The organism is Sphingobium sp. AS12 (genome assembly GCF_019097845.1).
Classification (GTDB): Bacteria; Pseudomonadota; Alphaproteobacteria; order Sphingomonadales; family Sphingomonadaceae; genus Sphingobium.
In genome coordinates this window covers 143,612-162,717 of the sequence record NZ_JAHRGM010000056.1, presented here as the reverse complement: position 1 = coordinate 162,717, position 19,106 = coordinate 143,612, and the positions used below count along the sequence as shown (strand labels likewise).

Here is a 19,106-nt window from a genome sequence, read left to right as displayed (position 1 = left end):
CGAAAACGCCAATACGTCCCCGATAATCCCAAACTTGGCAAGAACATACCCAGCACCCGCAAGGATTCCGCCTTTAAGGGCGAAAGAAGGCGAGACAGATCCCGCTGAATCCAACAACAGGCGCCGACGTAGATCACGAAGGTCGTCGAGGATTCCTCCGTCCAGAATATCCGGATTGCCATGAAGCATGTCAAATTGCGCCTGCAACTTGAACCGCTTGCCGCCCGTTCCATCGTTTAAACCATCGGATAGCTCGCGACCTGATGCTTTGAAGCCGTCCAACCAAGCTCTGAAGCCTGCCTTGTCGATATCACCGACGGAGTATCGCTCTGCCATGAACTCGGCTGTTCCACGATACGGTTCAGTCCCATGGCCCTTTGCTTTCAGGCCGTCGTTGCTGAAACTGCCGGTTTCGTTCCAAACTTTCCGCAGGAAATCTGCATCGTCAGTTAAGAGTCGTAAACTTCCGTTCGTGTCGATACCCGCATTTTGGAGCGCGGCTGCTGCGACGGGATTGTTTTGATGATCCATGAGCGCACGGAGAACATTGTCTCCTGCGTCTGGTCTCAATTGTCCAACGCGCGGGTGATCATCCGGAAACCTGATACCTTCGATTTCGAAATTTACCAAGGGAATGCCCTTCGATAATCTCCAAGTATCGAATGCTTCTACGATATCCGCGGGGGCTCCGCGCATTTCGGCATTAATGACCGACGACAGAACAACTTTCTTGCCCCCGGTCAGAAGTTGATCCCATGCAGCAGCACCTCCGCCCGCATACAGGTTCTGAATGGCATTAGTATCGAGAACAATAAACTCGCCCGCCATTATTCGTCTCCCACTAATACATAAGGCAAGTTATTTGGATGGATTGCGCTCCACATTCTCAATAATTTGAGGACGCTGTCGGGATCGCCAATGTGGAAATCTTCATCTTGGAAAGGCCATCCCCATCCATCAGGCTCATTTCGTATCAATCGCCGAGCAACGTTGATGAAAGTCGTGCCTGCAGATTCAACCTTATGACGCAGCTCGGCGTCGTGTTCTGAGGATTTTATGATCTGGGCATAGGTTGGCCATCCATGCCGAGCTAAAATCGACCAGCCGATGGCTTTGAAGTTTCCATATGCTTCGTGAGCGACCTCAGAGCATTGAGAATTGTCCAGGAGATTGCCGCGACCCGCCACGTATTCGGAATCGTAAACGGCAAGTGCTTCTTGCGCGCGAGGATTGCTTACATATTCCTTCAACATCTCATAGAATTCATCAAAGGTGAATTTGCGCGGCATCTGAAATTCACTTGCACTCATGCCGCACACTCCATGGAAAAGTCGTCGTTAACCGCGATGGCGAGGTCGGTGATGGAGCCGAAGCCCTTGGCATTGAGCGTGGAATTAGATTGCCAGGGGGCAAAGTCGGCTTCGCCTGCAAATTTGGTGTCCGTATCGTTGGCGGTAAACAGCGCCTCGAAAACACGGCTGGTCCGGCCGGTATCGAACGTGAAGGTGCTGATGGAAACGAGATGCGCATTCTGAGGTGTCATCACCCCAAGAGCCGTCGCGGACAGATTGATCGACACGACGCCGAGCTGGGCGAGGCTCTTGATCTCGCTCGCATCGGTGATGGCATCGCGGTCGCGGTCTTGCCACATCTGCAGGCTGGACCAGATCAGGTCTGCGGCCGTGATGGCGCCGTCGCCATTGCAGTCATACAGCGCCAGTTCCGCGAACCCACTGCCTTCGCGGCTGCCGAACATCTCGCCGATGCCATCGACGCGGCCATTGCCGTTAGCGTCGAGGATGGGGAACCCATCGCCGTCCTTCACCCACCCGGTGCGTTCAGCGAACAGGTCGCCATCGACATCGAAATAAGCGGTGCTATTGTCCAGGCTGATGGTTTCGATGCCGTCGCCATCAAGATCGATGGTCAGCGGATCGCCGCCGACGACCCACGCCAGCGAATTGGAAAAGCGGGACGTCGCGGCGGCATTGGAGATCAGTTCGTCGGAGATCACCGATTGCCATATGGCGATGGCGTAAGGAATCGGGTCAAACAGTTCCGTCTCAGTAATTCCACGGACACTGCCCAAGAGGTCAGCAACATTGCGGAAACCCTTGACATTGATGGCAGAGACAGATTGCCCCGCCCCGCTACCAGAGTCGCCCACATAGCGGGGTACCATATCGTTAGCGTGGAAAAGCGCCTTGAAAATCGTTGAGGGGCGACCGTATCGGAAAGCTGTCGCCCCACGGCATAGGAGCCGGAGTCCGCGCGAGCTTGCTGTTCCTCCAATATCTGTGATCATGCCCCCGCATACCCCTTTCGCCCTTGCCTAGATGCCACAAGCCTGTAAGTATGCAATAGAAATCTGCTTTGACGAAACGCAGCAATGCCTAATTAATCATTATGAAATCTGGTTCGTGTCCTTAAATATTTATGTAACATTGGATCATATAAGAAATAATCATGAGAGATGTTAAGAAAAAACTACATCCAAATTGAATGTATCTCGTAAATTCACGGTTTGATCTAATAGCGCATCGTTATTGACGGCGATTATTTGACGATTATTGGCAAGAAATCCATATTTCTGCAATGTTTGCACATCGCCCGCGCGGCAGGGAAAGCATCGAAGGAGGGATTATAGTGGCGAAGAAGTTGAACGAATCGCAGCTCGAAGCAGGAGAAGCGTCGGCACCATCGACCGGCATCGACCCGGAAATTGCGGCAAAGATTTCGGCCGTGCGCACGCATATCCGCGAGAGCTTCGGTAAGGCCGTCATGGCGCTTATGATGTTGCCGCGCTACCGCAACCAGACGCTTGCCGACCTCCAGCACCTCGTGCTTGAGCCGATGATGCGCGACCGTGTGGCGATCGCCTATCCGGGTGGCGAGAAGACCGGGCCGCTCGCAGACATGGCGGGGCTCGCAATCTGGGCAAGCGTTAGCAAAGAGGCTGATGGGCGCATCCGCGAACAGATCCAGGCCGGGACGTTCCCAGTGCGCCTCAAGGCCGAAGACTGGAATTCCGGCGACATCAACTGGCTGCTCGATGTCGTGGCACCCGATCAACGAACTACGGCGAATGTGATCGCCAATTTCAAGCAGGTCGTGAAGGAGGGGAGCCTACGTCTGCATCCCATCGTCACGCGCTTGGTCGATGCCGACACGCTGCAGAGGATGGGCGCCGAGAAGATCTCGCATCCCGCATCCCCGTCTGTGCCGGAAAACGCGACCGTCAATTGATTGCTTTCCCCCAGAGCCGGGCGGGCGGGAGGCCTGCCCGTCCGGCTCACCCCTTGGGACGGGAGATGGAAGTCGAAGACGAGAATTCTATAGTAGATCGATCGAATTGATGACAAGATAGAAGAACAGGGTCTCCCGGGTCGCATCAGCACATGGCCGGTATCACATGCCAGCATGTCCACTTGGGAGGTATTTATGGGAATATTGCCGAACTGCAAGGACCCGGCGCTGAGCGCGCTGAAGTCCATTGGTTATAATGTCGTGCAGCTTCCGCGGGTCGATTTGCATCCGACCCAGCTTCTTGTCTCTAGCAACAAGCGGTTGAAACGCCTCGGTGATTTGACCTCAGTGTTCGTGCCCGCAAGCGATGGCCCCGCGATCCCAGCGATCAGCGCCGACCGGCCAGGGCCCAATATCGCAATCACGAAGACCGCATCGCTAGACATCGGCGTGGGGCTCAATATCTTGGGCGGTCTGATTTCAGCTCTGGGCGGATCGACGCTCGGGCTCAGCCTTTTTTACGCGAAAGCTGCCAAGATCGAGATGGAATATGGTGGCACCCTGGAGAATGCAGCCGAGCTCGCGCTTATAGATCAGTTCCTCGCCGGCGCAAAGGTCAGCCCTTATGCGAAGGCGGCAGCGCAGATGCTCGACGCCGACCAGGTCTATGTCGTCACCAGCACATTGAAAGCGACGACACTCAGCGCTGCGGCGACCGACGAGAAGAAGAACGCGGTCGGCATCGACGTGCCCGTGCTCTCTAACGCAGTCGGCGGCAATCTTAAAGTCTCTTCGGCCGGCACAGGCAGCACCACTGTCAAATTCGAGGGCAAAATCCCGCTGGTATTCGCCTTCCAGGCCGTTCGGTTGATCTTTGACAAAGGCGTCTACAGGTTGATGAAGCTCGTGGATGGCGGCGGGGTGATTGCCGAGGGTATGGGGGAAGCACCGCTCGCCGCGGACAGTGATCTCCTCTTGTCCGCTTGAGGGGAGGCTCGCATGCACGAACAACGGGCAAAGCTTCTCGCAGGGATTCTCGCGGCGAGCGAGACGACCGACGGCCCACGGGCCGAATGTCTGTCGATGGCGGAGGGCGCGGGCGTGCCCTCCGATTCCAACGTTATTCTCGATCGGGTGACGGCACAGTTGGAGGCATTGTCCGGGGGATCGGGCGGCGGCGATGCGGTGCCTCCGGGCACCGGCCCGTGCGCCGCCGTCGAACCGGCGCGCAAACGGGCACTGGACCTGTTGCTCGCACATGCTGAACCGGCATTGCAGAAGATCAAATCCCGCGATTTCTCGCTTGGACCTGACGAACTCTGCGCGATGGAGGCGATCATCATCGCCGACGGAAGCCGCCCGAGCTTCCTGCTGTCGGGTGGGCGTGTCGCTATGGACGACCCGTTCGTTGGGGAATGGGAAGGATCCCTCGTCGCGTCGCGCGACGCGGTCGAGAGAGTGGCGAAGGCTGTCGGGCGCATCCAGCCGGCCGGTGGCAATGCCAGTTACTATATCGGAAGCGGCACCCTGGTCGATCGAGCCGAGCGGTTGGTTATCACCAACTTCCATGTCATCGAGCAGGCGCGCACCTTGCACGGCATCGCCATGCACGACGATGGCGGACGTCTCGTCGTCGAGGGTGATTTCGAGATCGATTTCGCCGCGGAGTCGGGCGTTCTCGACACGCGGCGTTTCAGGATCGCGGAGGTTCGCCTGCCTGAGGGCGCGGGCGCGGTCTTTGGCGGGATCGACGCCGCCGTTTGCCGGCTTGAGCCGCTCGATGATGGGGTAACCTTGCCCGATGCGGTCAGGCCGCTCAGCCCGAGCGCGCAATATGCGACAGGCGAAATCTCCTCGATGGCGCTCATCGGTTTTCCAGGCGAGCCGGCCAAGAACAAAGGCGACAAGGTCGACTGGAATTTTGTGATCGCAGAGCTGTTCGGCAGGCGGTTCGGGGTAAAGCGGTTGGCGCCGGGCCGTTTCCGTCACGGGCTTGGCACCCATCCGCTGGACACAGGCAAGCGGGCGATCAGTCATGATGCGACGACGTTCGGCGGCGCGTCGGGCGCATTGGTGGTGGCTTGGCTCGATGACGGCGCCCCAGGCTTTGCCCTGCATTTTGGCGGCGAGACCGTGGAGTCCAATTACGCCTTGTCTTTCGCCAGAGCGCAGGCGGCTCTGGAGCCGCTGGGGGTGCCCTTTGGCTGACGGGGACGACCAGCCTTTCGATCCGGCCGTCTATCTCGCGGGATGGACGACGCTGCCGCCCGACGTTTTCAAGATTTGCTACAAATCCACCTATCCGCGTGGCAGCGCTCGGTCCTGGGAGGAACTGGTCGCGGGCGGTGGGGCGGACCCGATCCGCTTCGCCTGTCTGGAGGCGAGTGCGATCGGCTTCCTCGACCGGCTCGCCGATGTCGTCGGGAAATGGGAAGTGGACAACGGGCGCCCCGCTGCGGACGTCGCCGCCATGCTGCCGCTGACGAGCGGCGGCGGCATCATGCAGGCGATCATCAACCACGCTACGGGCTTTCTTGATCCCAGGTCGTTGCTGGCCGTCTATGACGCCTATAGCGCATGCGCAATGGTCATGGGGCCACAAGGTCCCCGGGGAACCGCTTTCCTGGTGCGCCCGGACATGGTGCTCACCGCCGCACATGTCGTTCTCGACTGTGAGGGAAACGACGACGCGCGAACATGGTCCAATCGGATTTTCGACGACCTGATCTTCAGTTTCAGTCCCCGCGACGGCGCAGCAACGCCTGATCGCGTCCAGGTGCGCGCGGCAGTGAAGGATGCTCTGGTAGCGTCATCGAAGCCCTGGGGACGATGGCCGAACCTGCTCAATCTCAGCCTTGCTTCACCGCCCGAACCCACGCTCGACTATGCCCTCATCAGACTGGCGCAGCGTGTCGAGCATATCAAACCGGTCGCCGTAGACCCGCCGGCTGGCGTAGATGCTGAACGCAGATGTTGGACGACAGGGTATCCCGGCGGCAAGGCGGGCGTCGTCGACATCGACGTGGTGGTCAATGCCAATGCGGGCGGAGGGCGCTGGCTCCATAAGGCGAACGCCGTTCAAGGCATGTCGGGGGCATGTTGCATAAACGACCTCGGGAAACTGGCCGGTATCCATGAGGGGAGCGTCACTTTACCGGTCGAAGGCGAGAACAGGCCTTTCAACCGTGGCATCAGCATAGCCGCCATTCGGGAACATCAGAAAAGTGCCGCCGGCCGCGATCCGATGCTATCGCGGATCGTTGTGCAAGGTGTCGAGTTCGAGGATGCCGAACTGGTCGGTGAGCTCTATCGTGTCGGCCAGCGGCTTGCCGATCCGGCGTTCTCGGCAAACTGGGAAGCTGCCGTCCGCGCGGTGCTGGGCGCTGCCGATCCGTCGCTGTCCGCGGGGCTTCCTGCTTTCCATCCCTGGTTTACGCGCGATCGCTTCGAAGAGTGGATTCGCCGCGCAATGCCGCGCGAGCGGCTGTGCTTCGTGAGCGGGGAGCGCGGCGCGGGCGCCAGCTTCTGCAAGCAGATCCTCAAAGCGCGGCTCGATCCGTCGGGCCTCGACTATATCGAGATCAGTCCGACCCAGGTCGCGGCCTTTTCGCCGCGTGAAGCCGTTCCCGCAGGGAGTGACGCAACTCCCTCACCCAGCCGTACCGGCGCCGCCAATTTTCGCTATAACGATGCGAACGATCTGATCGCACAACTGCGTGGAGGCGGGCAATATAGCACGGGGCCGCGCACGCTCGTCATCGACTTCGGTCCGGATGGAGGACCAGACCGCCTGATAGGCTCCAGTTGGCAGGAATTCATCACGCGCCTGCTTGCCGAGGAAGCCGTGAGGCTGGTGCTGATCGGCCTTACGCCGGACGAACAGACTGTGCTTCACGATCTGTTGCTCGACAATCCTGCGACAGAAGACATACGGGCCGTACCGATCTGGCTCACGCATGTAACGCCTGACGAATTTGAGGCCTATGTGGGTGCGTTAGCCGACGCGCGTGGTGTAAAGCTCAGAACGTCGGACCTTCGCCAGCGCCTTGCGCCGATCCTGGGACCTTATCCCTATGCACCTCCTGGCAATGCTGCGCTGCGAACGAGCTTTTTCGCGCTGGCCGCCATGACACTGGAGGCGGGACTATGGGCATGAAGATGAAAGCGTCCGCGAACGTCAATCTCCAGGCCGTGTTCGCGGCGCCCCGGGAAGCTGCAGGTCCAACTACCCGGCATTACGGCGATGATCTTCCCTTCGCACGGCTTTGCCTTGCCGTCCGGGGATGGGTGACACCGACCAACCTTGTGCGCAATCTGGCGGGAGGTGGTGGCGGCGACATGCTCGCTGCGCTTGCGGGAGAGGTCGAGACCACCGCAGCGACGCGGTCGGGACAGTGGTTCATGCAAGTCGAACCTCGACGCCAAGCGATTGCAACGGCGTTCGGAGATGAAGTCGTCCGTGCCCTGGCTCCGCATCTTGGTTCCGATGGGCAAGATGTGATCCTGAGCGCGTTTCGCCTGGCGTTGGACGACAAGCCCGTCGATCTTGCCGCCTTGTCGGATAAGGCACTGCGGGCACTTGCCAATGTTCGGGACTGGCTTGGGGATCGCTGGCGACTGCCTTTCGACAAGGACGAGATTGGGGCGGCTCTCGCCGGCAAGGTCCTTGCCGCCGATCTTGAACGCATGACGGCACAGCAGTTGGTAGGCAAAGCCCATAGGGATGCCCTTGCCATTCTCGAACGGTTCGTCCTGCCCGGCGAGGACGCGCGACTTCGAGCCATCTATGTCCAGGCGGCGGGGGGCGGGGGCAAGACCACCTTGCTCGCCTATCTGCAACGCAAGCTCCAAGAGAGGGCCGGCGGCGCCGCGATCGCGCGGATCGATTTCGACGAACCAGGCATCGACCCCTCGCGCATGATCACGCTCAACCTGGCGCTGTTCGAACAACTGGCAAGTAACCTCTCGCAGATACGTGCCCGGGTTTCCGATTTTCTACCGCAATTGCGCGGCGCAGCGTCGGCGCTGCGGTTGCCGGATTATGCCGGTTGGACCCCGCTTGCCGGATGGTCGTCCGGGCAACGTAGGCGACGCTCGCTTGGCGGACAGCGTCAGATCTCGGAAAGCGTGTCCGACCAGGGCTCGATTCTATTCGGCCTGCTGTCGCCCGATAGCTTGCATGGCCCCTTGGTGCTGGTGCTCGATACAGCGGAATTGGTGATGGAAGGCGATAGCCGGGCCGCTGCCGGGATTGCCGACTGGCTGAATTTTCTCGCCACCGAAGCTCAAGCCCACGATATCAGGCTGATCATCGCGGGGCGCGATCCACCGCCCGGAGGAGACAGCCTGCCGGTTGGAGAATTGTCCCTCTTTGCCCGACTAGAGCGCATGGGTGCCCAGTTCGATCCACCGATCTTCCTTCCCGAGCTTGTCCCTTCCGAAGCGGCCGAACTGCTTGCCAATTGCGGTGTCGACGACGAGAAGTTGCGCCAGGCGGCGGCCGACGCAGTCCCAGGCAATCCCCTTCTTTTGCGCATCACCGCCGATGCGCTGCGGGATGGTGACGCCCGGCTCGTCCAGGATATTCATGCAGTTCACGGCCAAGCGCAGGTCGATTCACATAGCGCGCGCATCTACCTGTTGCGGCGCGTGATCGCACATGTGTCCGACCCTATGGTCCGTCCTTATGTAATCGCCGCGATGGCCAGTCCGATCCTTACATCGGCCATGCTGGGAACGGTGATCATCCCATTGGTCGATGATCAGGTGAAAGGGGGGGACGGGGCAGCTCTCCAAGCAACGGGAAGGCGCAAACCGCGCAGGGTATTTGCAGGTATCGAGCGGACGGCGTGGCTTGGCCGGGCCTCGCTGGATGGAAAGCGGTTCACGTTCAATCGTGACCTTCGGCGTTTTGTAATGACTTTGGTCCAGGCGGTTGATGACGATCGCAAGCTGCATAACCGGGCACACAAGGCGCTCCTCACCTATCATGAGCGTCGGCGCGATCCGCTGGATCGGGCGCTCACCTATTATCATCAAAGGGCACTTGGGGGCCCTGCAAAACTCCCGCGCGGCGACAAGAGCTTGAAGATTTTGCGCGGACTGCTCGACCAGTTTTCCGAAGCCTTGGAAGAGGAGGTCGCCTCCGAGATCGATGCCCTGCTGCTCTCGCGCCAGTTCAGCGCCGTGCGCGAACGCTTCGGGCGAGCGCCGCCCGTCATTGCCGTTGGAAGGGGGGACGCAACTGGCGGTGCGAAGGCGGAGGCGATCTCCTCGCAGTTTGAGGCCATACCGAGCGATAGGCGGTTGGACGATCGCGACTGGCGCTTTCATCTCGAAGGGCGCGAAGGCAAGCCGGGGCAGGGAGAACTGCTGGTCGGCGATGACCGTGCGGCTGAAGCGCTGGCCATGTATCGCGAGCGGCCGACGCGTGAGCCAGGCGCGCCGCCGACTTTCGTGATTCAGGCGGTGGCCGATCTTGGCGAGTGGGATTGTGAGGATATCGCCATATCGGCGGTCGTCGAGGACCTCTCGAGCAAGCTTTCGCCACGCTCGGTCAACGCCAATATCGAACGCATCTACTGGATCACGCGCTTCGCCCTCCAGCGCGACACCGGCAAGCTGGAACGGACGCATATCGATCTGCTTCAGACCGTTTGCAATTATCTCACGGGGCCGGGGCTCGCGACCTTGCCGCCACTGCTGGCGGTTGCCGAGGCCTTCTGTGACGAGAGGCTCATGTCTCCTCGTATGATGGGCGGAGTTAGGGGGAATGAAGGCGAGGGGCGGATTTACCTGGTCCGGCGACAGCCCTTGAACGCGGAACTCGCGATCGGTCAGTTCGCCGTGACGCAGCGGGACTGGCTGGCGCGGGTTCGCCGCACGCGTGCCGTCGCGTCGGTCGATGCCCTCAGTTGGGTGCAGCGCCAGATAGACGACTTGCATGGTCAGCCGATCGCGATGGTGAGCCAGCAGTTTATGAAGCTGCGCGAGGCGATCGAGATCGACTGGAACGGCCGCGATATATCGGCGGGGACGCTGCTGCTTCGCGGCATGACGGCTGAGTTTCTTCGTCCCTTGCGCGAAGGGATGGCGCGCGTGATCGCCGAAGGGGGGACGGAGAGGCTCCGTCCCATTCTTGAAAGGGCGACGATAGGGATGACCATTCGCCCCGCCGAACTCGAACCCGAGACTTTCCACGAAAGGCTACGCGCTAATCCGCGCGCCTGGCTCAGCGCCTTCATCAGCTATGCCGACCGCTCTCGTCTTCTGCCCGGACTGTGCGCCGATCTGGCCGAGACGCTGGCGTCCAGCGATGTCACTGGCGCCAGCGTCGCACGTGTCGCGAGTTCCTACCTCGCATGGGACGAAGCCTTGGGCGGCGGCAGCGACTGGAGAAACGAATCATCTCTATCCGCATAGGCGGGAGAAGAAGGGCAGACACATCATGACCGAGCCTGAATATGATGAACCTGTCGTCGACGACGAGGACGGTCATACCGATCCTTGTGAGCATCGCGAGCCCGATGCTCCGGAGTCCGGGGTTACTGCGGAGGCGGTGCGCCCCTCACGGCCGGCAAAATCCCTCCTCGCCTTGCGTGCACGGATCGATGCGGTCTACCCTGATCGCAAGACCAAGAGCGACGGCATCGTTGGAGACGCAGCCCACCAGTCGCGCGCATCGGACCACAATCCCTGGGTGAGCGACGGCGCCAAAGGGGTCGTAACGGCGATCGACATCACCCATGATCCTGCCAGTGGCTGTGATGCCGGCCGGATCGTCGAGGCCCTTCGCGCGAGCCGCGACAAACGCATCAAATATCTCATCTGGAACCGTCGAATTGCCAATGCGTCAGTGATTGGGGGCGTCGCGCCCTGGACGTGGCGATCCTACACCGGGAAAAACCCGCATGATCATCATTTCCATCTCTCGGTGAAGCCCGACAAGGCGCTATATGACGACGAGGCACCCTGGACGATCCAGCGCATGGAAGAAAGCCTCGGTGTCGATGAGGTCGTTGATACCGACGCCGACATCCTGCAGGCCCTGGCCGCGCTCGGGGCCAATATCATCACACATGCGCCGGCGCTGCCGCAGATCGACACTTTGCAAGATGCAATCACGCAGCTTCAGGCCAATCATCATGCAGTCTGGGCGCCAGCCGAGCTTGAGGGCGTCGGCGCCGAGGCGGCGGTCAGTTTCGAGACGTTGAAGAAGGGCTATGAGAAGCTGTTCGCCCAGGCGAAGGTTCTCGATAAATGGAAAGGCACCGTCGCCTGGTATGTCGCGAAGATACGCAAGGGGCGCGCGCAATATGAAGCGGTCGCGGCAAAGAGCGGCGTGCCCTGGTGGTTCATTGCCATTGTGCATGGCATGGAAGCGAGCTTCAGCTTCACGGGTCACCTTCATAACGGCGATCCCTTGGGCAGCCGCACGGTTCAGGTGCCCAAAGGACGTCCCAAAGTCTGGAACCCGCCAAGCGACTGGAGCAGCAGCGCGCTAGATGCATTGGAGCAGGAAGGCTTTCTGCATCAGGCCGACTGGACCCTGGCGCGCGTCCTTTATCGGTTCGAGGGCTTTAATGGATATGGGTATCACGCGCTCGGTATCAATTCACCCTATCTGTGGAGCTTTTCGGACCAGTGGACGAAGGGCAAATTCGTGGCGGACCATAAATTCGATCCCAACGCCACATCGAAGCAGTGCGGAGCGGCAGTCATGCTGCGTGCGCTGGTCGATGCTGGCGATGTGCAACTGTAATGAGGGAAGGCGAAGACATGACCAATGCAAAGTCTCCCTCGATCGGCGCGCATTTGCGGCAGCTTCTTGGCAGGGTTCAGAATGTCGACGGGACTCCGGGGGTGATGGCGGAATCGACCGCTACGCTTGCCGAAGCTGCGTATCATGTTGCCGGCCGATACGAACCTCATGATGTACCATCCGACATTTCCGCAGACGAAATCACGAACGTTGCCCGCAAGGCAGTGGCCGACGAACCGCTTGATGAGCGAGAAGGCTTTATCGCCGAGGCCATTATCCTGCCGGATCTGAGACCCGCAATCGACATCATCGGGGGGGACTTCACGATCGACCATCCGGCCTGGCGCGACTATGGTGCTGATACACCGGCACATGCCAATTTCGTCCAGGCTATACCATCAGTAGGGCGTATCGAACTGCCGGGAAATCCCGGCGTTCCTTACGGCGGTACCGGCTTCGTTGTGGGCGAGGGCCTGCTGATGACCAATCGACATGTCGCCCAGTTGTTCGCGAGCGGGCTCGGCGTCGATGGCCTCCAGTTCATTTCGGGCATAGATCCGGCCGTGGACTTTCTTCGTGAGCTGGACAATCAGGCGGGAACGCCGTTCGCGTTTCGCAAGATCCGCATGATCCATCCATATTTCGACATGGCGCTTGTGGAGATCGAGGGGCTTGAAGGACATGCCCCCCTCTGGCTGGAACCGGTCGAGCTGGATGCGGCGCGACCCCGCCGCATCGCGGTCGTCGGCTATCCCGCATTTGATCCGCGCAACCGGGCCGATGTACAGGATAAGGTTTTCCGCGGCGTCTATAACATCAAGCGCTTCCAGCCCGGTCTTCTCGCCGGGCGGAGGAACGTGGACAGCTTCGGCAAGATGATGAGCGCGGGCTGCCATGACAGCTCCACGCTAGGCGGAAATTCGGGTTCGCTCGTCCTCTCGGCGGAAACGGGCGATGTCGTCGGCCTGCACTTTGCCGGAATATACAAGGATTCGAACTTTGCGGTCCCCGCCGTTGATCTCGCACGTGACGGGCGGATTATCGATGCCGGGGTCAACATCCGGGGCGGTGGGCATCGAAGTGACGGACCCTGGGAGCAGTGGTGGCGCAACGTTGCGACGCCCGAAAGGCCGACAACCGCCGGAGTCCCGTCCACGCCCGCGGCAGTAGCCGTCCAGGCACCCGCAGCAGTGCACGTTCCAGATGGGGGCGCGGTGACGATCAGCATACCTTTGCAAATTACGGTATCGCTTGGCGTCCCGGATACTGGCTCCGCAGCGCAGACCGTGGAAGCGCTATCTCTGGACGAGGCAATTGCGCGGCTGTCGCAAGCGTTGCCGGATGGGGTCGTCAGGGTGAAGCCGGGCTTCAACGGACGAACGGATGTCCTTGTCCTGGCAGCTCGCCCGGAACGCTTCGAGGTCGTTCGCGCGTCCGCTCCAGCGGCATTCGCAGGCTATCCCGTCGATGTTCGTTATGCGACGATCGATGAACAACTGGGTTTGACGGTGGATCAGCTGGAGGTGCCCGGTACGATTGCCTATGACGACGCGCGCCGCGCGAAGGCCCCATTTCTCTTCGATCCGGTGGAAGAGGAAATGACCGTCATCGCCCATGTCGGACCGGAAGAGAGCTTTCCCATGCTCCAGGAGTTTCTGGGCAAGGTCCAAACGACGCTCACCAGTTCGATGTACCAGTTCTTCGCGGCCCATGTAATGGAAGCCGTAAAGGAGCGCCTTGACGCAGGCGGTCTGACGATGAAGATCGTACTCGATCCCGCGACCCGCGATAGTGGCGATGGCGGGCCCAAGGACGGTGAATTTCGTCGAGATACCACCTTCGAGAAATGGCGTGACGACTTCGCCTTCACGAATGTTTATGTGCCTGTCGGCAACGGCAAGCTGGTCACCAGAGCCTACCATATCAAGGTCAGCGTAGCCGACAGCCAGTGGGTCTGGCTATCCAGCGGCAACTGGACCAGGAGCAGCCAGCCAAAGCCTGTCGATGGCGGCGCGCGCGGCAACCGTGAATGGCATATCGTGCTTGAGAACCGCAAGCTGGCCGACATGTTTGAAGCCCATATCAATGCGGACTTCGATCAATGTGGAGAGCTTGGCGGCGGAGAGGAGGCGATCGCTCCAGCCGAAATCATGGTCGACGTGCCCGAGGAAATCTTTCTGGAAGCGCCCGTCGAACGGCTCCAGCCGCTGCGTGTTACCGGACGAAGCGTTAAGGTCCAGCCGGTTCTGACGCCAGATCGGCGCGGCCGGATCTATACCGACGCGGTGCTCTCTTTGATCCATTCGGCCAGGCGGCAGCTCGTCTTCCAGAATCAGTATATCAAGATCCGCAAGGACATGGCCGGGAATCTCGATGAACTGGTCGAGGCGCTGATCGCGAAATCGAAGGAGATTGCGGACCTTCGGATCATCCTTCGGGCCGGCGATGTCGATGATGATATTACCGAGCTTCGTCGTCGCGGTCTCGACGTAGCGCGGTGCGTCCGCATCATCACCAACACTCATACAAAGGGGATCATAGCTGACGGGCAGCGAGTACTTGTCGGCAGCCAGAACTGGAGCGACCAGGCGGTATCGACCAATCGCGACGCAAGCCTGTTGTTCGACGATGCTGAGATCGCTGCCTATTTTCTCAAGGCTTTCGAGATCGACTGGGCAAGAGCCAGGCCTGCGGTCGCCCTCGGCGTCGAAAAGCCTGCGCTGATTGCGCAGGGCGCCGGCCCGCCGCCGGGTTATGTCCGTATGCCCTTGTCCGAATATTACGGTCGATAGAACAAATTGAAGCGGATAATCTTCTTCCCAAACTGGGGGCATCCTTGCTGGGCTGGCCTTTGAGCAGGCTGCGATTGAAGGAGGAAAAGGGCGCCATTTTTCGAATAGATTTTTGACGAACCTCGGCGCGCTAACTCTTCTGCAAGACTAAAGAGGGAGATAGGTCCGACACTCGAAAAATTTCGTTAGAGGGCTATAGATGCCGAATGAAACCAGGGGCATCGAAGTCCTTCCCGACTGGAACAAGCCCGGCTCATTTTCGTCGGGAAGAGATCCGCTCGGACTGCAGGCGGCATCGGTTCGGTTATACACCGACCTCCTTCCCGGACTGACCAACGTTACCAACCGGCTGCGCTACTTCTCATTCTATTGCTGGGTAGTCAGGCAGTTCGAGCTGACGCAGCACAGCCTCGACGAAAAAAAGTGGCGCATCTTCGTGCGCCGCGCGGAGGCGATATATGCGCTTGCATGTCAGATCGGAGACAGCGACGAGGCCAACGGTATGGCCGGTTCAGCTTGGGCAGGTAAAAACATCGGGATCGGCAAAGCCTTCGATTTCACGCCCTGGACGGACGGCCCAGGGGAAGAAAACCAGTATCTTAAGGCGGTGAGGGGCAATTTCGGGCAGTTCTATGTGGCCAGCATGCTGCAGATGGGCATGCTCCTGAAAACCAACATCCGCGTCCAGGCAGTGTCGCCCGATCATGGCCTCGATCTTGCCGAAGCCTTCGCCGAAGCATGTCCGACAGCCTGCAAGAAAATCCTCAAGGCAATCAGGACCGGCAGGATCGACCATGCAGACTGCGTCGCCATATCGGACGAGGCACATCCGGCCTATCTTGATGTGCAGTCGGGGGAGACGCAACTGCTGCTGCGTTACCTGCGCGGCGAGAGGGCAGACGATGATACTGCGCCAGCACGTCGGGCGACGCTATGGAACGTCCTCAACATCATTAGTCGCATCGGTCGTCAGGATGGTAACGACCTTCGCCGCGAGCTTTACGTCCAAGACAACATCGGAACCGTCACCAACCAGTTTCTAGCGCAGAACCTGACCCATTGGCGCGCCTATTTCGTGAACGAGCTCTGCCACATCTCACTCGAGCTTGTGCTCAACGCGTTGACCCACCGCATCAACGAGACGTCGGGCGCGACCGCGGATGAACTGTCTCGCGCCATAGCCACCCTCGCGCTTCGCCGCGGCGACGCGGCATCCACCCTCGCCAGAGTCGCCGAAGCACGGGATCTCGGCAGCCTGGCCCTCGAGCATAAGGCCGGATCTGAACTCGCGGACATCGCGGGCGGGACAAGTGAGCCCGGCAGCAAACAGGTGCGCAAAGCCATCGATCTCCTGCTGTCGTTGTGGAGGCGCTGGAGCGATGATGCTGCGATCAACGGGATACTGGCTGAAGCCACCGTCGCCGATAGATCGGCGGAAGGCATCTTCCGCTATCTCGACAAGATGGCCGATAGACCTGCAATGGAGGGGCTCGCGGGTCTGGTGCGCAAGTTCGTCATCGGGAACCACCTGCTGATCGCTGGACAGAAGCTTGCGGCAGGAACCTACACCTATCGCTTTATCGTCGATGAAAGCGGACTCGTCGACGGCGAACCGGCCGAATATACTTTCACCAACCCCCGCATCGTCAATCTTCTGACGTTCGCATATGACGGCGCTCTGCTCGATGATGAGGGCGATGTAGCCGAGGCAGGAAAGGCGCTGCTCGATGCCGTTCAACCTGTTTGACGACCTCAAGAGACCCGGCTTCCACAGCTCGATTACAACTACTTTCAGCGTAGACCCAGCTTTCTACGACGCCAACGTCCAGTACCGGCTCCGGGCGGTCGGGTGCCAGAACAACCTGCTGATTGCGGACGCTGCGATGCTCTCGCAGGCACTTGAGCAATTGCCGGAGGCGTTCAGCCATGCTGGCCGGAAGTACCTGATCGAGCCGATCGAAGGGACCGGCTGCTTCCATCCCAAGATGATGATCCGCTACGGCAAGGCAAAGGCAAGCTTTACCCTTGGTTCGGCGAACGCGACCTCCGCGGGTTGGGGCAGCAACCGGGAACTCGTTTCAAGCCTCGATTGGTCCCAATCAGCGGAAACCCCGGACAGCGCCGTCCACCGCAGGCTTATAGCCAGAGCCCATGACTGGCTGATCGCGCAGGTTTCTGCGACAGGGAATCCCGACCTCTCCTATAAGTTCGATCTCCTGAACTCTCAGGCACCTTGGCTGGCATGTACCGACCGGGGGGAGGGGGCAGAGGTGTTCGCCGACGGAAGCCTCGTCGATCTGATGCTGTCCGCTCCGGACGCAAACGAACCGATCGGCGACCGCTTTCTCGCGAACGTCGAAGGCAAGGTGGAACGCCTTGTAGTGATTTCACCCTACTGGGATTCAGACCTCAAGGCTCTGCGGCGGGTGCACGCTGAACTGGGCAAACCACCTCTGCACATATTCATGACCCTGTCCGATGTTGCCGGGGCGCGGCAATCGACATTCCCGATCCAGGCGCTCGGCTCGAAACTGAAGCCGACTTTCCATCCACATGGCGCGAGCGGAAATCATCGCTTCCTGCACGCCAAGCTTCTGGTCGCGCAGACGCGCAAATATGACTTCCTGCTCTTTGGTAGCACGAACTGCACCGCCGGAGCCCTGGGCGGCTCTGGCATGCCCGGACTCAACCATGAGGCGGCGATCTTCCGGCGCCTCCCACGAGGCACGGTTGAAAAGACCCTGTGGCTCGACTTTTCGGAGATCCTTCGCCCCAAGGACATCTCGGCCCCCGAGAAGCCCGAGCCATCCGCAGCGCCGCCGCGATTCAATCCCGGCCGGATTGAGCGCAAGGACGACAGGCTCTACTGGAGCGTCCCGTCGGGCATCAACCCCACAGGGGCTGATCTGCTAATCGATGATGATCGCCATCCGTTGATTGCCGGAGGCGACGTAAGGCCTCACGCGCGACTGGGAGGGGCGCGCAGCGGTTCCACGATCGTCGCGAGAGTAGCGCTGTGCGACGGCAGGATTAGTCGCCCGGTAATCGTATACGAGCCGAACAGGCTGATGGCGGCGGCGCCGAGCCCGCTCGCAAGCGGAATAAAGCGTAAGCTCGACGCAGTGCTGAACGGTGAAAGCGACCTGATCGACCTGGCCCGCGACGTCCACTTGCTTTTTGGGGATGCCAATCCGATCAGACGGTCCGCGCTACGCGCGGATCGACGGGGCGCGTCGGTTGCCGCAGTGGCTGGCGAGGATTTCGACACGCCCGAGGAATTTCGCGAGGCACTGGGGCTCAAGGCCGATCTGATGGCAGGGGGACTCTCGCACGCGAACAATCCGGCCCTCCAACTCCTTCTGCAGATCGTGCTGCGCGGTATCGTCCAGCTCGAGGACAGCGAGACGATCGACCACGACAGCTCCGCGTCGGCCGCCGCCCTAAAAACCGGCGAGGACCAGGACGATGAGGGGAGCGATGAGGAGGGCGATGAGGCGGACGACGACCAGGATGGAGATGCCGCGGACGCTCCTCCGGCAAACGGAGTCAGGGAAAGACGACTTGTTGCCCAGCCCGTTCCCCGCGAAGCGTTCGAGCGCAACCAAAGGACATTGGAGCGGGCGATCGAGCGATTCGAGGACTATATCGGGACGGTCGCGAAATCCCGACAAGAGCTCGATCTCGACTTCGTAACGCGCGCCCTTTTTATGATCTACCTCATGCTCCACGGCTGCTCACACAGATATTCTGTCGATGAAACTGAGGTCGGGGTACTGATGCCCTTCTCGGCCATTGGGACCCGAAGGCAGGACGAAGGCTTTCTCATGCGTGGCGCCCGTCTCATCAGCTTGATCTGGGGGCGCAGGTTCACCGACGGACTCATGGCCCGCATTCCCCTCGACCGCGAACTGGAGAACGTCCCCATACCGATCCTCACGCTCGTGATCTTGTCGCGCTGGATTCTTGCCGCCATCCTTGTCGAGGCAAGAGCGGCCGCAGGCGCGAAATCGCTCGCTGCGATTCTCGAATCCCAGATACCCGAATTCTACCGATCGACTTCGGCCTTCGCGTTCACCAAAGGGCCGCAGGTTGAGGCGGCCGTGACCCAGATGGCCCGGCATATCGGAATGTCTGCCGCGCAAGCCCAGAATGTAAGGAAGGGCATGGCGGAACTGGAAAAGGTGATGCCTTGAATTCGACTATATGCACCTGATTGGCATTGAGCCGATGGTCCCTTGGGGCCTCAATTCATTGAGAAACTGCGCCTCAGGGGGCGTTACGATAGATCATTGCCAACGGCGTTTTCC

At 60.2% G+C, this 19,106-nt stretch carries 10 protein-coding genes; 8 read left to right on the top strand and 2 right to left on the bottom strand.

Annotated elements, in window-relative coordinates; genetic code table 11:
- Positions 1-827: 827 nt before the first annotated feature.
- Positions 828-1,310, bottom strand: coding sequence for a hypothetical protein (locus KRZ98_RS18945; RefSeq protein WP_156448135.1), 483 nt, complete (start codon positions 1,308-1,310; stop codon positions 828-830).
- Positions 1,307-2,305, bottom strand: a complete 999-nt coding sequence (locus KRZ98_RS18940) for a hypothetical protein (protein ID WP_156448136.1) — start codon at positions 2,303-2,305, stop codon at positions 1,307-1,309. Before KRZ98_RS18940 ends, KRZ98_RS18945 begins: the two co-directional genes overlap by 4 nt.
- Before the next feature lie 341 nt (positions 2,306-2,646).
- Between KRZ98_RS18940 and KRZ98_RS18935 the strand changes: the two genes are divergently transcribed.
- From KRZ98_RS18935 to KRZ98_RS18900, 8 genes are all read left to right on the top strand, one after another.
- Positions 2,647-3,246: a toxin-activating lysine-acyltransferase gene (locus tag KRZ98_RS18935; RefSeq protein ID WP_197421618.1), complete on the top strand. Its 600-nt coding sequence runs from the start codon at positions 2,647-2,649 to the stop codon at positions 3,244-3,246.
- A 195-nt stretch (positions 3,247-3,441) separates the two neighbouring features.
- Positions 3,442-4,233, top strand: a complete 792-nt coding sequence (locus KRZ98_RS18930) for a hypothetical protein (protein ID WP_066768659.1) — start codon at positions 3,442-3,444, stop codon at positions 4,231-4,233.
- Between the two features lie 12 nt (positions 4,234-4,245).
- Positions 4,246-5,454 (top strand): serine protease, encoded by a 1,209-nt coding sequence (locus tag KRZ98_RS18925; RefSeq protein ID WP_066768661.1) that lies wholly within the window; start codon positions 4,246-4,248, stop codon positions 5,452-5,454.
- Positions 5,447-7,402 carry a serine protease gene (locus tag KRZ98_RS18920; RefSeq protein ID WP_066768663.1) on the top strand — a complete coding sequence of 652 codons (1,956 nt, stop codon included), beginning with the start codon at positions 5,447-5,449 and terminating at the stop codon, positions 7,400-7,402. The genes KRZ98_RS18925 and KRZ98_RS18920 overlap by 8 nt, the downstream gene beginning before the upstream one ends.
- The gene (locus tag KRZ98_RS18915; protein ID WP_156448137.1) at positions 7,399-10,668 is read left to right on the top strand and encodes a hypothetical protein; all 3,270 of its coding nucleotides are present in this window, start codon (positions 7,399-7,401) and stop codon (positions 10,666-10,668) included. Before KRZ98_RS18920 ends, KRZ98_RS18915 begins: the two co-directional genes overlap by 4 nt.
- A 1,356-nt stretch (positions 10,669-12,024) precedes the next feature.
- A complete protein-coding gene (locus KRZ98_RS18910; RefSeq protein ID WP_066768670.1) occupies positions 12,025-14,799 on the top strand; it encodes a phospholipase D-like domain-containing protein in 2,775 nt (924 codons plus the stop codon).
- A 199-nt stretch (positions 14,800-14,998) separates the two neighbouring features.
- Positions 14,999-16,546 carry a hypothetical protein gene (locus KRZ98_RS18905; protein ID WP_066768676.1) on the top strand — a complete coding sequence of 516 codons (1,548 nt, stop codon included), beginning with the start codon at positions 14,999-15,001 and terminating at the stop codon, positions 16,544-16,546.
- Positions 16,527-18,992, top strand: coding sequence for a hypothetical protein (locus KRZ98_RS18900; protein WP_066768686.1), 2,466 nt, complete (start codon positions 16,527-16,529; stop codon positions 18,990-18,992). Before KRZ98_RS18905 ends, KRZ98_RS18900 begins: the two co-directional genes overlap by 20 nt.
- Positions 18,993-19,106: the final 114 nt, after the last annotated feature.

What these genes read in the sequence shown, in the direction of transcription:
- KRZ98_RS18945 (WP_156448135.1), bottom strand. Translation starts at nt 1,310, where the DNA reads ATGAGTGCAAGTGAATTTCAGATGCCGCGCAAATTCACCTTTGATGAA.
- KRZ98_RS18940 (WP_156448136.1), bottom strand. Translation starts at nt 2,305, where the DNA reads ATGATCACAGATATTGGAGGAACAGCAAGCTCGCGCGGACTCCGGCTC.
- KRZ98_RS18930 (WP_066768659.1), top strand. Translation starts at nt 3,442, where the DNA reads ATGGGAATATTGCCGAACTGCAAGGACCCGGCGCTGAGCGCGCTGAAG.
- KRZ98_RS18925 (WP_066768661.1), top strand. Translation starts at nt 4,246, where the DNA reads ATGCACGAACAACGGGCAAAGCTTCTCGCAGGGATTCTCGCGGCGAGC.
- KRZ98_RS18915 (WP_156448137.1), top strand. Translation starts at nt 7,399, where the DNA reads ATGAAGATGAAAGCGTCCGCGAACGTCAATCTCCAGGCCGTGTTCGCG.
- KRZ98_RS18910 (WP_066768670.1), top strand. Translation starts at nt 12,025, where the DNA reads ATGACCAATGCAAAGTCTCCCTCGATCGGCGCGCATTTGCGGCAGCTT.
- KRZ98_RS18905 (WP_066768676.1), top strand. Translation starts at nt 14,999, where the DNA reads ATGCCGAATGAAACCAGGGGCATCGAAGTCCTTCCCGACTGGAACAAG.
- KRZ98_RS18900 (WP_066768686.1), top strand. Translation starts at nt 16,527, where the DNA reads ATGCCGTTCAACCTGTTTGACGACCTCAAGAGACCCGGCTTCCACAGC.